The organism is Maribacter caenipelagi, assembly GCF_004364175.1.
In the GTDB taxonomy this organism is placed as follows: domain Bacteria; phylum Bacteroidota; class Bacteroidia; order Flavobacteriales; family Flavobacteriaceae; genus Maribacter; species Maribacter caenipelagi.
Map to the genome: position 1 here is coordinate 895,762 of NZ_SNZW01000011.1, position 15,140 is coordinate 910,901.

15 protein-coding genes are annotated in these 15,140 nt (G+C 34.7%); 9 read left to right on the forward strand and 6 right to left on the reverse strand.

What is annotated here, in order from left to right; all coding sequences use genetic code 11:
• Nucleotides 1-38: 38 nt before the first annotated feature.
• A complete protein-coding gene (locus DFQ03_RS04650) occupies nt 39-1,553 on the forward strand; it encodes a GH3 auxin-responsive promoter family protein (RefSeq protein WP_133671845.1) in 1,515 nt (504 codons plus the stop codon).
• Nucleotides 1,554-1,807: 254 nt separating this feature from the next.
• Complete coding sequence (locus DFQ03_RS04655; protein WP_133671847.1) at nt 1,808-2,365, forward strand: dienelactone hydrolase family protein; 558 nt, start codon at nt 1,808-1,810, stop codon at nt 2,363-2,365.
• Between the two features lie 81 nt (nt 2,366-2,446).
• Here DFQ03_RS04655 and clpX read toward each other — a convergent pair whose 3' ends face one another.
• From clpX to DFQ03_RS04685, 6 genes are all read right to left on the reverse strand, one after another.
• Nucleotides 2,447-3,682 (reverse strand): ATP-dependent Clp protease ATP-binding subunit ClpX, encoded by a 1,236-nt coding sequence (gene clpX, locus DFQ03_RS04660; RefSeq protein ID WP_133671849.1) that lies wholly within the window; start codon nt 3,680-3,682, stop codon nt 2,447-2,449.
• An 87-nt stretch (nt 3,683-3,769) separates the two neighbouring features.
• On the reverse strand, nt 3,770-4,450 hold the full coding sequence (gene clpP, locus DFQ03_RS04665; protein WP_133671851.1) for an ATP-dependent Clp endopeptidase proteolytic subunit ClpP: 681 nt from the start codon (nt 4,448-4,450) through the stop codon (nt 3,770-3,772).
• A gap of 88 nt (nt 4,451-4,538) precedes the next feature.
• Nucleotides 4,539-5,861: a trigger factor gene (tig, locus tag DFQ03_RS04670; protein WP_133671853.1), complete on the reverse strand. Its 1,323-nt coding sequence runs from the start codon at nt 5,859-5,861 to the stop codon at nt 4,539-4,541.
• A 100-nt stretch (nt 5,862-5,961) separates the two neighbouring features.
• Nucleotides 5,962-6,309 (reverse strand): phage holin family protein, encoded by a 348-nt coding sequence (locus DFQ03_RS04675; protein WP_133671856.1) that lies wholly within the window; start codon nt 6,307-6,309, stop codon nt 5,962-5,964.
• A gap of 22 nt (nt 6,310-6,331) precedes the next feature.
• Complete coding sequence (locus DFQ03_RS04680; RefSeq protein ID WP_133671858.1) at nt 6,332-7,108, reverse strand: alpha/beta fold hydrolase; 777 nt, start codon at nt 7,106-7,108, stop codon at nt 6,332-6,334.
• On the reverse strand, nt 7,105-7,818 hold the full coding sequence (locus DFQ03_RS04685; protein ID WP_133671860.1) for a pyridoxine 5'-phosphate synthase: 714 nt from the start codon (nt 7,816-7,818) through the stop codon (nt 7,105-7,107). The genes DFQ03_RS04680 and DFQ03_RS04685 overlap by 4 nt, the downstream gene beginning before the upstream one ends.
• Before the next feature lie 92 nt (nt 7,819-7,910).
• On the opposite strand from DFQ03_RS04685, the gene DFQ03_RS04690 reads away from it, so the two are divergent.
• The 7 genes from DFQ03_RS04690 to DFQ03_RS04720 all read left to right on the forward strand — a co-directional run bounded on the left by DFQ03_RS04690 (nt 7,911) and on the right by DFQ03_RS04720 (nt 15,113).
• Nucleotides 7,911-8,567 (forward strand): CBS domain-containing protein, encoded by a 657-nt coding sequence (locus DFQ03_RS04690; protein WP_133671863.1) that lies wholly within the window; start codon nt 7,911-7,913, stop codon nt 8,565-8,567.
• A 1-nt stretch (nt 8,568) separates the two neighbouring features.
• Nucleotides 8,569-9,450 (forward strand): NAD kinase, encoded by an 882-nt coding sequence (locus DFQ03_RS04695; RefSeq protein ID WP_133671865.1) that lies wholly within the window; start codon nt 8,569-8,571, stop codon nt 9,448-9,450.
• A 113-nt stretch (nt 9,451-9,563) separates the two neighbouring features.
• A complete protein-coding gene (porG, locus tag DFQ03_RS04700) occupies nt 9,564-10,250 on the forward strand; it encodes a type IX secretion system protein PorG (protein WP_133671867.1) in 687 nt (228 codons plus the stop codon).
• A gap of 8 nt (nt 10,251-10,258) precedes the next feature.
• On the forward strand, nt 10,259-10,999 hold the full coding sequence (locus tag DFQ03_RS04705) for an isoprenyl transferase (RefSeq protein WP_133671869.1): 741 nt from the start codon (nt 10,259-10,261) through the stop codon (nt 10,997-10,999).
• Between the two features lie 4 nt (nt 11,000-11,003).
• Entirely contained in the window at nt 11,004-13,613 is a 2,610-nt protein-coding gene (locus DFQ03_RS04710) for a BamA/OMP85 family outer membrane protein (protein WP_133671987.1), read from the forward strand.
• Between the two features lie 103 nt (nt 13,614-13,716).
• Nucleotides 13,717-14,550 carry an OmpH family outer membrane protein gene (locus tag DFQ03_RS04715; RefSeq protein ID WP_133671871.1) on the forward strand — a complete coding sequence of 278 codons (834 nt, stop codon included), beginning with the start codon at nt 13,717-13,719 and terminating at the stop codon, nt 14,548-14,550.
• Nucleotides 14,551-14,603: 53 nt separating this feature from the next.
• Nucleotides 14,604-15,113, forward strand: coding sequence for an OmpH family outer membrane protein (locus DFQ03_RS04720; RefSeq protein ID WP_133671873.1), 510 nt, complete (start codon nt 14,604-14,606; stop codon nt 15,111-15,113).
• Nucleotides 15,114-15,140 lie beyond the last annotated feature (27 nt).

Genomic DNA, 15,140 nt, shown 5'->3' on the forward strand with positions numbered 1-15,140 from the left:
TAGATGCGCTATTTTTAACAACACAAAGATACCTATAAATGCCAATTACCCTATTTAATTCAATTGCCTCTTGGTTGCTTAAAAAACGTTATCATCAGATAGAACTTTTTTTAAAGTATCCTGACGAGGTTCAAGAAGAGGTTTTATTGCAGTTACTTGAATTTGCAGAAGACACAGAGGTTGGCAGAACCTATGATTTTGAGTCGATTCAATCATACAATGACTTTAAAGAAAGGTTGCCTATAGTATCTTATGAAGAGATCCAGCCAATTATAGAACGCACTAGAAGAGGGGAGCAAAATTTATTCTGGCCAACTAAAGTAAAGTTGTTTGCTAAAAGTAGTGGAACAACTGATGCAAAAAGTAAATTTATTCCTGTAAGCGGCGAGGCTTTAGAAGATTGCCACTATAAATCTAGTAAAGATTTATTATGCCTGTATTTAAATAACAATGAAAACTCACAATTGTTTACAGGAAAGAGTTTAAGACTGGGAGGCAGTAAAGAGCTATACGAGGATAATGGATCGTTATTTGGAGATTTATCTGCTATTTTGATTGATAACATGCCATTGTGGGCAGAGTACAGTAGTACGCCTAGTAATAAGGTTTCGTTAATGAGTGAATGGGAGAGTAAGCTTATGGCTATCATTCATGAAAGCGTTCAAGAAAATGTAACTAGTTTGGCTGGTGTACCTTCCTGGATGTTGGTTTTATTGAACAAAGTGCTCGAAGAAACGGGTAAAGAAAATCTTTTTCAAGTTTGGGAAAATTTAGAGGTATACTTTCATGGTGGTGTAAATTTTAACCCATACAAAGAGCAGTACAAAAAGATACTTCCACATAGTAATTTTAGATATTATGAAATCTATAATGCTTCTGAAGGCTTCTTTGCTATTCAAGATAGAAATGGAGCAGATGATTTGTTGTTGATGTTAGACTACGGAATTTTCTATGAGTTCATTCCGATGGATGTTTATGGTTCTTTCAATGAAGAGGCGATACCTTTATGGAGTGTAGAGTTAGGTAAAAATTATGCTATAATAATTACTACTAATTCAGGATTGTGGAGGTATAAAATTGGCGATACAGTTCGTTTTACGTCTAAAAGTCCGTATAGAATTAAAGTAACTGGTCGCACAAAACATCATATTAATGTTTTTGGTGAAGAGCTTATTATCGAGAATGCCGAAGAAGCTTTAAAAAATGCGTGTGCAAAAACGGAATCGGAAATAATGGATTATACTGCCGGACCAGTTTTTATGGAGGGTAAAGAAAAAGGTGCGCATGAGTGGATTATAGAATTTAGAACCCTGCCAGAAGACTTCAGTGCGTTTGTTGAGATATTTGACAATGCATTAAAATCTCTCAATTCAGATTATGAAGCTAAGAGGTTAAACAATATTACACTAAATGCACCATTAGTGCACATAGCACGTAAGAACTTATTCTATGATTGGCTGAAATCAAATGACAAGCTTGGAGGGCAACATAAAATTCCGCGATTGTCAAATAAGAGAGATTATTTAGAAGAGCTTTTGCGAATGAACCAGTAAATAACTCTATTCATACCAATTATTAGCCTAATCACAACAAACTTTTATATATCCTCAATAGTTACTATACATTTGTCTTAATTAATGTAGTTTTTGCCTTACGTCATAATTGTAGTTGTATTTGTCTTACTTATTTATGATAAAATGGACTACACCGATATTTTTAAGCGTGTAAACAATTAAATGATTGTAAGTGCAGTTATTATTTCAACTTGCTGAAGTAAAACTTAACCAAAACTGTAAATACTATTATTATGGCAGATAAATTAGTGATCGTTTCCGATATGTGGGGTGCTAAGAAAGGACTATGGATTACTTCATACTTAGGATATCTACAACAGTATTTTGATATTACTTTCTATGATAGTCAACAACTGGCCAATTTAGATATTCTTATTCAAACAGAAGAGAATGTACATAGTGCTTTTATAGAAGGCGGTACTGAAACTGCTGCAGCACATTTATTAAAAAAGGAAAAAGAAGCTTGTTATTATCTTGCTTTTAGTACCGGCGCTACTATTGTTTGGGAAGCTGCTAAAAAAGGTTTGCCGGTTAAGTCTTTATACGGTGTTTCGCCAACAAGAATTCGCAAAACAAATAATAAACCTAATGTTCCTTTTAATTTGGTATATGGTGCTAACGATGAGTTTAAACCAAGTGAAGAATGGGCGAGTAATTTAGGTGTAGATATGGAAGTATTACCTAATTACGGGCATACATTATACACAGATGAGAAAATCATTCAAAAAGTATGTATGGATCTACTACAAGAAGTAACCCAGATTACACCACAGATTAAAAAAGTGGTTTGAAAAGAATATAAAGAGGTAGGTATAAAAAAAGCGAAGATTTAAATCTTCGCTTTTTTTTGTATTCAATAATAGGTTGAAATCTTATGAAACTGCCTTTAGTTTTTTAATGGTATCGTGAGATAACATTTCTTCGGCATAAGGTTTTGTTACCTTGAAATTTGTATCGCCAGTACTTGGCATCTCGAACATTGCGTCAGTAAAAATGGCTTCACATAAAGATCTTAAACCTCTCGCTCCAAGTTTATACTCAATTGCTTTTTCTACAATATAATCTAAAGCCTGGTCTGTAATGGTGAAGGTAATATCATCCATTGCAAACAACTTCTCATATTGTTTTATAATCGCATTCTTAGGCTCGGTTAAGATAGCTCTTAATGTCTTCTTGTCTAATGGGTTCATATGTGTTAGAACTGGAAGTCTACCTATGATCTCAGGTATAAGTCCGAAATCTTTTAAATCTCTAGGAATGATATATTGCAATAAATTGCTATCGTCTAAAAAGTTGTCAGATTTTGAAGCACTATAACCAACAGCTTGCATATTCAAACGTTTTGTAATAGCACGTTCAATACCGTCAAAAGCTCCGCCGGCAATAAATAAAATGTTTTCGGTATTTACTTCAATAAATTTCTGATCAGGATGCTTTCTTCCACCTTTTGGTGGAACGTTGACTACGGTACCTTCCAACAATTTCAGAAGACCTTGTTGCACTCCTTCTCCAGATACATCTCTTGTAATTGAGGGGTTGTCACTCTTACGAGCAATTTTATCGATTTCATCAATAAAAACAATACCTCTTTCAGCTTTTTCAAGGTTGTAGTCTGCCGCTTGTAAAAGACGGGTAAGAATACTTTCTACATCTTCACCAACATATCCAGCTTCTGTTAATACAGTTGCATCAACAATTGCTAATGGTACATTAAGTAATTTGGCAATGGTCTTAGCCATAAGGGTCTTACCGGTACCGGTTTGCCCTACCATTATAATGTTACTTTTTTGAATCTCTATATCGTCTTCTGGAGATGAAGGCTGTAATAACCTTTTGTAGTGATTGTAAACCGCAACAGACATTACTTTTTTGGTACGCTCTTGTCCTATAATAAAAGTGTCTAAAAACTCCTTAATTTCTTGAGGCTTCTTTAAAACAAGTTCAGAAGAAAGATCGTTGGTCTTTGACTGTTTTGACTCTTCGGCAACAATGCCATGAGCTTGCTCAATACAGCGATCACAAATATGCGCATCTAACCCAGCAATCAATAAATTGGTTTCTGGTTTTTTTCTACCGCAAAATGAACACTCTAAATTTTCCTTTGCCATTATCTATCTTCTCTATTCTATTCCTTAACGATCAAAAATCGTTTTTGGTTTAAAATTCATTAATTTATTTGATTCAATTAGTCGGAATTATTTCTTTTCCCTTACCAATATTTCGTCAATCATGCCGTATTTAAGTGCTTCATCAGCTTTCATCCAGTAATCACGGTCACTATCATCACGAACTTTTTCAATATCGGTGCCAGAGTGTTCTGCTATGATTTGATACAATTCGTCTTTTAACTTCAATATCTCTCTAGCTGTAATTTCAATATCACTCGCTTGACCTTGAGCACCGCCCATTGGTTGGTGTATCATAACACGAGAGTGTTGAAGACCACTACGTTTTCCTTTCTCACCTGCACATAAAAGTACAGCACCCATAGAAGCGGCCATACCTGTACAGATAGTGGCGACGTCTGGTGTAATGAACTGCATAGTATCATAAATACCTAAACCTGCATATACACTACCACCTGGTGAGTTAATGTAAATTTGAATATCTTTTTTAGCGTCAACACTTGCTAAAAATAATAACTGTGCTTGTATGATATTGGCTACCTGATCATTAATACCAGTACCCATAAAAATGATGCGGTCCATCATTAAACGGGAATAAACGTCCATTGCAACAATGTTCATAGAGCGTTCTTCAATAATGTTAGGCGTCATGTTCGTTGGGTACATGCTGCTCATTATAGAATCGTAATATGTGCTGCTAATGCCTTGATCGTTTATAGCGAAATTCTTGAATTCTTTTCCGTAATCCATAAATTGTATGTCTATATTTTATAGTAAAAAAAGGTGCCGAAAATTTTATTTCCGGCACCGTAAAGATACTTAATTTATTGTTTGGAATTTATCCGTAAACTTCTTTCACGAAATTTTCATAGGTAACTTCCTTTGTCTTAAGATTCGCTTTTTCTTTGTAAAGATTCAATAATTTTTGACTCATCAATTGTTCTGATAGTCTTTTTACTTCATCTTGGTTACCAAGAACTCTTGCTGCGATATTGTCTAACTCCTCTTCTTTTGGGTCTAATTGACCAAATTGAGCCATTTGAGAACGTATAAATCCTTTAGAGAATTCTTTCAATTCATCAAACTGAACTTGTAGTTCATTATCGCGAATTATTTTACCTTCAATTAGTTGGTAACGTAATCCTTTTTCAGACTTAGCATATTCTTCAACAGCTTGCTCCTCAGATAATGGCTCTTCACCAGTCATTTGAATCCATTTGGTTAAGAAACCAGTAGGTAATTCAAATTTGGTATTGTCAATGAAATATTCTGTAACGTCGTTCAATAATTTTTGATCAGACTGTTGCTCAAATTGCTTTTCAGAATCTTCTTTGATGCGCTCTTTTAATTCCTTTTCAGTTTTTACGCTGTCAGGACCAAAAAGTTTATCGAACAATTCTTGATTTAATTCAGCAGCTTCTCTTTCGTTAATTTCAGAAATGGTGAAAGTAACTTCAGTATCCAATGCCTCAGCTTTTTGCTTATCAACACCTAAGGCGCTAGATAACATGTGGTCTTCAGTGAATAAGCCTTTTGTTTTCAAAGTAACAACATCACCAACTTTTTTGCCTATTAATGCATCTAAAGCTTTTTTGCTTTTTAACTTGTCAGTTTCAAGCAACGTTTTATTGTCAATTTCTTCAGCTTCATTAGTAAATGTACCGCTTACTTCATCATTTTTGCTAACAACATCTTTGCTTACTAGTTTGCCGTATTGTTTTTGAATACGCTCAACTTGCTCGTCGATCATTTTTTTGTCGGCAACAATTTTATATTGGGTAATTGCTTTTTTAGTTTTCAAAGAAACCTCGAAATCAGGAGCTAATCCTAATTCGAATTCAAAAGCCAATTCATCTTGATCCCAATCAAAATTGTCTTGTTGTTTTGGTAATGGGTTACCTAAAACGTCTAACTTTTCTTCAGTTAGGTATTTGTTAAGATTGTCTTGCAACAATTTATTTACTTCATCAACCAACACGGCTTTACCATATTGTTTTTTGATAAGACCCATAGGAACTTGGCCTTTTCTAAAACCAGGAATATTAGCTTGCTTCTTATAATCCTTTAAAATGGTGTCTACCTTATCTTGGTAATCTTCTTTTGTGATAGCAACTTTAACTACTGCATTTAAATCGTCTATCTGCTCTTTCGTAATATTCATTCCTTAATATCTATTTGCATGTGTAAAATGGGATGCAAAAATACTACATTTTGCAAAGTCAACCAATTTTTTAAAGTATTGAATTTCAAATCACAAGCAACTACGACTTGTCATCTTTTAGCAGTGTAAAAAAGATTGATTGTAAAAAAGATAGCAAGAGGCTAAAAATCAATGCCCACCAAATGTTACCAACGGCAAAACCATCAATAAGTTTATCTGCCAATAAAATAATTATTGCATTGATGATTAATAAAAAAAGGCCAAAGGTAATTACGGTAACAGGTAGTGTTAATATTACTAATATAGGTTTGACCAATAGGTTTAAAAGGCTTAATACAACGGCTACGATTATGGCAGTCATAAAACCGTCTACAGATACGTTGGGTAGTACATTTGCTAAGATAATAACAGCAACGGCGCTTAATAGAATTCTTAAAATTAGTTTCATGGATTTTGGTTTTAAGTTATGTTTATTCTTTATTAAAAAAGGCAAGTGATTTTTCGAAAAATTGTTCTGGATTTTCAGCATGTAACCAATGTCCGGCATTGTCTATGGTTTCTACAGTTGCTTTTGGAAAGTGACGGTGTATAATTTCAGTATCATTTTTTGTTACATATTCAGATTTGTCTCCTCTTAAAAATAACGTGGGTCCGTCAAAACTGTCTGTACTATTAATATTATCGCCAATTTCTTCCATCTTCTCGCTCAGTACCTCTAAATTGAATTTAAAACATAATTTCTTATCCTCATCTCTGTCGAGATTTTTCAACAAAAACTGACGGATACCTGCATTTGAAATATGTTTCTTTAATTGTTCGTCGGCATCTTTTCTCGATTTCAAATTTGTGGTGTCGATGGCGTTTAGACCGTTAATAATCTCTTGGTGGTGAGGAGGATAGTATTTTGGTGCTATATCTGCTATAATTAATTTGTTTACGCGATCAGGGTGGCTACACGCAAATTGCATAGCTGTTTTTCCACCCATTGAATGACCGATTAAAGCAGTGTTTTCTATGTTATGTGCATTTAAATAATTTAGAAAATCATCTGCAAGGGTATCATAATTGAAATCTGGTGAATGAAAACTTTTACCGTGATTTCTTTGATCTATTAAGTGAACGCAAAAACCATTTTCTGCATATATGGTTCCTAGTGTTTTCCAATTATCTAACATGCCAAGAAATCCGTGTAGAATACACAAGGGTTTGCCTTCTCCTAAAACTATCGAATGTAATATCTGTTTCATTTTAATCTATGTAAATACATGTTTACAACATTATCAAGCCCTAGGTAAAGTGCTTCACTGATAAGCGCATGACCAATAGATACTTCTAGTAAGTTAGGTATATTTTTAGCAAAATATTCAATGTTGTCTAAACTTAAATCATGACCTGCATTTATGCCGATGCCTAATTCGTTTGCACGCTCGGCAGCTTCAATAAATGGTTTTATAGCCTTTTCTTTGTTTTGCGGATAATCGGTTGCGTAGCTTTCAGTGTACAACTCAATTCTATCGGTACCAACTGCTTTTGCGCCTTCGATCATTTTTGGGTCTGGATCTACAAATATCGAAGTGCGAACACCTGCATCTTTAAAGGTTTTAATTACATCGGTTAAAAATTCCTTGTTTTTAATGGTATCCCAACCGGCATTCGAGGTAATGGCATCGACAGCATCGGGTACCAATGTTACTTGTTCTGGTTGAACTTCTAGAACTAATTCAATGAATTTTGGAACCGGATTACCTTCAATATTAAATTCTGTAGTTACCGTGTTTTTTAAATCTCTTGCATCTTGGTATCTAATATGGCGCTCGTCTGGTCTTGGGTGTATCGTAATGCCTTGTGCGCCAAAACTTTCTAAATCTTTAGAAACCTTCAGTAAATCTGGTACATTGCCGCCACGGGCATTCCTAAGAGTTGCAATTTTGTTTACGTTAACGCTAAGTTTTGTCATTATGTCTTATTTACCTTTTAAGAGCATCAAAAATACAAATAAGGCACGCCTTTTGATATTATTAATTGTTATTTTGCGTTATATATAGGTCTATGAATATTCAAGAACATATCATTTCGAGTTTACCGGTATTCGATATCAAGGATACTACTGAAAAAGTTTTAGAGTTTTTTCAGGATACAACCTATTCCCATATTGCTATTTTAGAAAATGGAAGGTTTTTAGGACTTTTCTCTGAAATAGATGCTGATGGCATACAGCCAGATGCTAAAATTGAGGAATACAGATATGAATTACAGAACTTTTTTGCACGTCGAGAAACCAATTGGTTAGATGTGCTAGAGGTTTTTGCACGAAATGAAGCCAACCTTCTGCCTGTTTTAAATGAAAAGGAAGAAGTAACTGGTTATTATTGTCTTACTGATATTGTTTCTGTTTTTATAGATACTCCATTCTTTACAGACCCTGGTAGTATTTTGGTAATTTCAAAAGGGGTAAAAGATTACTCATTCAGTGAAATTGCCCAAATTGTTGAAAGTAATAATGCTAAGCTCTACGGAGGTTTTATTTCAGGTACTGAAAATGATATTATTCAGGTGACCTTAAAAATCACGGCAAATAATTATAATAAGGTGGTACAGACCTTTAGACGATATAATTATACTATTATTTTCGGAAATAGCGACGATGAATTCCTTGAAGACTTAAAGAACCGTTCAGATTACTTAGATAAATACCTTAATGTTTAAAATGAAAGTAGCTGTATACGGTCAAACATATCAAGATAATGCAATTGAATATTTCATCGAGTTGTTAGATGAGTTAAGTAATGTGTCTGCTGAAGTTTACATTGAAAAGGATTTTTACGAATTATACCGTGCTAAAGGTAATAGCCAAACCTTCCCTATTTTTACTATGAAAGAAGGTTTAAATGCTTCTTTTGACATGTTTGTTAGTTTTGGTGGTGATGGTACCATATTGAGGGCTACTACTTTTGTAAAAGATTTAGGTATTCCTATTGTTGGTGTTAATACTGGTAGGTTAGGATTTCTATCCACATTTAAAAAAGAAGATGTTAGAAAAGTAGTTCGAGAATTTAAGCAAGGTGCATATACGGTTGTAGAACGTAGCTTGGTTCAGTTAAATACGAAGGAACTTGATGTGGAATTCGGAGATCTTAATTTTGCATTGAACGAAATTACCGTAAGTAGAAAAGATACGACCTCTATGATAACGGTCGAAACATTTTTAAATAACGAGTATTTAACTTCTTATTGGGCAGACGGCTTAATTATTTCTACCCCAACTGGGTCTACCGGGTATTCTCTTAGTTGTGGTGGTCCTGTAATAGTGCCTACGGCAAAATCGTTGGTATTAACACCTATTGCACCGCATAACTTAAATGCTAGACCCTTGGTGATTTCAGATGATACCGTAATTCGCTTAAAAGTATCTGGTAGAGAAGAGAACCATTTGGTTTCTTTAGATTCAAGAATTGCATCTTTAGAAAATGATCAAGAGATTACCATTAGTAAAGCTCCTTTTACAATTAAAATGATAGAATATACTTCAGAAAGTTTTTTAAAGACCTTAAGAAATAAGCTTCTTTGGGGCGAGGATAGGCGAAATTGAGCCAACTTTTAAACAATAATTGTCCTTAATCGCTGTTTATCTTTTGAGAACATAAAAATTATTGCCTTTTCAATTTTAATTACGATATCAGCAATAATTGTAAAATCTATTTTATGCGTTACATAACGTTGTTAGTATTGCTTTTTTCTTTCTCAGGTTTGCAGGCGCAGACATATGAGGTGGGTATTTTTGCTGGTGGTGCCAATACAATTAGTGATGTTGGTAGAACAGATTATCTGTTGCCTTCTAATATTGCTTTTGGCGGTTTGTTTAAATGGAATATCAGTAAAAGATATGCTTGGCGTGGTAGTTTAACTTACGGTAAGTTTACAGCAGACGATACTAAGTCTAGTTCAACTGCAAGGCAGCAAAGAGGTTATGTGGTTGATAATTCCATTTTAGAAGGTTCAGTAGGTTTAGAATTTAACTTCGTAGAATATAATTTACATAAACTTGGACCAGCTTTTACTCCTTATCTATATACTGGTCTTACTTATTTTAGGTATGATTATCAGTATTTTAATGGTGGTGTTCTGCAAGATATAAATCAAAAAGAAGGTAGTTTTGCCGTACCAATGACGGTAGGTTTTAAATATCGTATCAATCAGTTTCTTATTTTTGGGGGCGAAATAGGTGCTAGGTATACTTTTACAGATAACTTAGATGGTAGTAACCCTGAAGGATCTAACTTTGAAGAATTTCAATTTGGTAATATTTTTAGTGATGACTGGTATGTATTTTCTGGTTTAACGCTAACGTATACCTTTGGTAGAAAGCCTTGTATGGATTGTTTTGAGTAAATTTTAAGATGAGTGATATAAACGATATTGATAAACTGAATGTTCCAAAGCACCTTGCTATTATCATGGATGGTAATGGTAGATGGGCAAAAGAACGTGGTAAACTAAGGGTTTTTGGTCACGAACACGGTGTAAAAACGGTTAGAATTGTCGTTGAAGAATGTGTTCAATTGAAGATTGACTACCTAACATTATATACTTTTTCTACAGAAAATTGGAACAGACCAAAGGTAGAAGTGCAAACTCTTATGCGCTTATTGGTGTCTTCATTAAAGAAAGAACTTAAAACTTTTAACAAAAATAACATACGTCTAAATACCATTGGTAATATAGATGCACTGCCTTCTAAAGCGTATAAAGAATTGGTCGAGGTAATGGATCAAACAAAGCAAAACACAGGCATGACCCTGACTTTGGCTTTGAGTTATGGGGCTCGAGAAGAGCTTCAATCTATGGTGAAAGAGATAAGTACCAAAGTTAAAAATAATATAATTTCAATTGAAAACATTGACCAAGAAATTATAAATAGCCATCTTTACACGCATGATTTGCCAGACGTAGACTTGCTTATCCGTACTAGTGGAGAACATCGGATCAGCAATTTTTTATTATGGCAAATAGCGTATGCAGAGTTATATTTTATTGACGTATATTGGCCTGATTTTAGAGAGCACCACTTGGTGGAAGCCATAAAAAATTACCAGAACAGAGAACGAAGATTTGGAAAAACAAGCGAACAACTCACTTAAAGATATGGCCAGGTTCATATCCTTGAACCACTTTTTAACTACCCTTTTACTTTTAACCACCTTTATTGCTGCCGCACAGGATAACACCTATGAAGACGGTAAAAGCTATATTTTAGGAGGTATAGACGTTACCGGGCTGCAAAGTTATAACGAACAAACCGTTAAAACGTATACTGGTTTAAGAGTAGGTCAACCTATTACCTTACCTGGAGAACAAATTAGTGAAGTCATTAAAAAATTGTGGGGTCTTGAGCTTTTTAGTGAAATAGACATCTTTATTACCAATATCGAAGAAAATACTGTTTTTCTTGAATTGAACATAATAGAGCGCCCTACGTTGACCAACGTAAAGTTTTATGGTGTTAAAAAAGGTAAAGTTGAAGGCTTGATTAAGGATACAGACCTTAAGAAAGGAAAGAAAATTACCGAAAGTTTAATTTCCAACTCTAAGAATTACATCACCAATAAGTATAAAAAACAAGGCTATTTAAACGCTGATGTTACTATTGCTACTTCAAAGGATACCATTGAGGGTAATACCCGTAATATGGTGGTTAACGTCAATAAAGGTGATAAAGTAAAAATTCGTGATATTATATTTGAAGGTAACGAACAGTTATCTGATAAGAAATTACGCAAAGCTTTAAAAAGTACAAAGCAGAAAAAATTAGGTCGTTTTTGGAAAAAATCGAAATATATTCAAGAAGATTACGAAGAAGATCTTGGTTTATTGGTTGATAAGTTTGCCGAAAATGGATATCGTGATGCTCGTGTAATTTCTGATTCTATTATTAAGGTTGATGAGAATAACATTGATTTAAAGATAAAGGTTGAAGAAGGCGATAAGTATTACTTTGGTAATATTGATTTCGTTGGTAATACGGTATATACAGACCGTCAATTAAATCAGGTTTTAGGTATTAAAAAAGGTGATACCTATAATGGTGTATTATTACGTGAAAGAATTGCAGATAATTCAAAGCCAGATCCAAGTGACGTTACTAGCTTATATCAAAACAACGGTTACCTGTTTTCTACTATTAACCCAGTAGAGATTTCAGCTGCTAATGATACTATCGATTTTGAGATTAGAATTATAGAAGGTAAAGAGACTTTCTTAGATCACGTTACGGTTTCAGGAAACGATAAAACCAATGATCATGTAATCTATCGTGAATTACGCACAAGACCCGGTCAAAAATATAATAAGGCAGATATTATTAGAACTATACGTGAACTAGGTCAACTTGGCTTTTTTGATGCGGAACAAATTACACCAGATGTCTTAAACGCTAACCCGAATGAGGGCACAGTTGATTTAGCTTGGAATTTGGTAGAATCTGGTTCTAGCCAAATAGAGTTGCAAGGTGGTTATGGTGGCGGTGGTTTCATTGGTACCTTAGGGCTATCATTTAGTAACTTCTCTATTCAGAACTTATTTAAAGGTGAAAAGTACAAACCAGTACCAATGGGTGATGGTCAAACTTTCGCTCTACGTTTACAGGCAAGTCAGACATACAGAGTATATAGCTTAAACTTTGCTGAACCTTGGTTAGGTGGTAAAAAGCCGGTACGTTTTAATTTAAGCATGTCTAGAACGCAGCAATTTGCAGCTTCTTATGCTAGTGATGGCGATATAGAGATTGAAAAAGATCGACAGTTTTCTATTACGGGTATTACAGCAGGTTTGGCAAAACGCGTACAATGGCCAGATGATTTCTTCACCATTTCACACTCACTTAGTTACCAGTTATATGATTTTAGAAACTATAATATTGGTCTATTTAACTTTGGTGATGGTAAAGCAAACTCCTTAGCGTACACTTTTGGTATCTCAAGAAATGCTACTCAAGGTGGTCGTATTTTCCCACGAGGCGGCTCAAACTTTGAGATAAGTGCTAAGTTTACACCGCCCTGGTCGTTATTTAGTAATAAAGATTTTAGAGAACTTAAGAACAGGTCTGAGGAACTTGAAGATTTAAAGAATGCTCAGGGTGGTCAGTTAAGTACTGCTGACCAAAGTGAATTGTCAGATTTAGATCAAGACCGTTTTAGGTTACTTGAATATTATAAAGTAAAGTTTAAAGGAGATTGGTACACTACTTTAGTAGATAAATTGGTTCTTCGTAGTAATGCTGAATTTGGTTTCTTAGGTAGCTATAACAGTGCTGTTGGTAATGTGCCATTCGAAAGATTTTATGTTGGTGGTGACGGTCTAGGTAACTTTACTTTAGATGGTAGAGATGTAGTTCAGCTTAGAGGTTATGACAATCAATCTATTACACCATATTCAGAAGGGGCTAATACACCAGACGGGGCTTTAATATATAATAAATTCTCACTTGAGTTACGTTACCCATTAACATTAAAGCCTTCTGCATCTATTTACGGACTGGCATTTTTAGAGGGTGGTAATGCGTTCAACAATTTTCAAGACTTTAATCCGTTTGAATTAAAACGATCGGCCGGTGTGGGGCTGCGAATTTTTATGCCAGCATTTGGTTTGCTGGGTATTGATTTTGGTTACGGATTCGATGAGGATCTTGTACCAACTTCTGCAGGGCAAGGACCTAGCGGATGGCAAACACACTTCATCATTGGTCAACAGTTTTAATTTTCATTGAATTATTATAATCGTGCTTAGTGCTAATCCTTTAATTTTTAAAGATTTAGTAATTTTGGCACGATATTTTCTATAGGATTAAACGACATTAACAATGAGTACAAAAACAAAAGTTCTATTAGTAGTTTCGGTCATCTTCATGACAATACAGGGTTTTGCCCAACGAGGGGTAAGAATGGCCTATGTAGATATGGAGTACATTTTACAAAATGTTGATGAGTATAGAGAGGCGACCGAGCAGTTAGAAAATAAGGTGCAGCGTTGGAAGGTTGAAGTAGAGCAGAAGCAAAGTGTTGTGGAGCAAATGAAGAAAGACTTAATGGCAGAGAAAGTGCTATTGACTACAGAGCTAATTGCTGAACGTGAAGAGGAAATTCAAATTTTGGAACGTGAGATGATCGAGTATCAACAAGATCGTTTCGGACCACAAGGAGATTTAGTTTTGCAAAAAAGAAGGTTGATACAGCCTATACAAGATCAGGTGTTCAATGAAGTACAAAAAATTGGCACAAATAAAAAGTATGATTTTATTTTTGATAAATCTGCGGATGTTGTAATGTTGTATTCCGAAAAAAGACACGATATCAGCGATTTGGTGTTGAGGGGTATTGCGAGAACAAGAAAAATTAGCAAACCAACTAAAAAATCAGATAATCGTAGTAGATTAGATTATTTTGAAGGCGAGGAGGAAGAGGTTATTAGTGAGGCATTGCAAGAGCGTTTAGATAAAGCGACTCAAGCAGCCGAAACAAGAGAGAAAAGTGCGGCCGATGCCAAAGCCGAACAATTAAAATTGCGAGAAGAACGAAAGAAGGCTTACGAAGAAAGAAGAAAGAAGTTGTTAGAGGAGCGTGAAGCTAAGAAGCAAGAGAAATTAAAAGAGAGAAATAGCGATACCGAAAAAGACGATAATAGCGGTACTATTTAAATAGGTTTAACAACCATAAAAATTAACACTCAATTAGAATTAAAATTACACTCATGAAACAAGTAAAACAAATTGCGGTAGCCTTATTGTTGTTCGTAGCAACGACAAGTTTTGTAAATGCCCAAAGTAAGGTAGCTCATATAGACGTTACTCAATTATTATCTGCAATGCCAGAAATGAAGTCGGCAGAAGCTGAGCTTAAGAAATTACAGGAAACTTACAATGCAGATATTCAAGCTTCAATGACAGAGTTGCGTAACAAGTACACGCAGTACCAAAATGAAGCAGCAGCGAAGTCTAAGGAAGAGAACGAAAAAAGAGCTATAGAATTACAAGGTTACGAAAAGAATATTGGTGATGCACAACAAGCTGCTCAGCAAGAATTCCAAAAGAAACAAGCTGAGTTATTCGCTCCTATTTCTGAAAAAGCAAAAGCAGCAATTGAACAAGTTGCAGCAGCTCAAGGTTTTGATTATGTTATCGATGCACAAGCAGGTGGCGGTCTAATCGTTGCAAAAGGAAAAGACCTTTTAGCTGATGTTAAAAAACAATTAGGTTTCTAATAAGAGCCTTATAGTATAAGAGAAAAG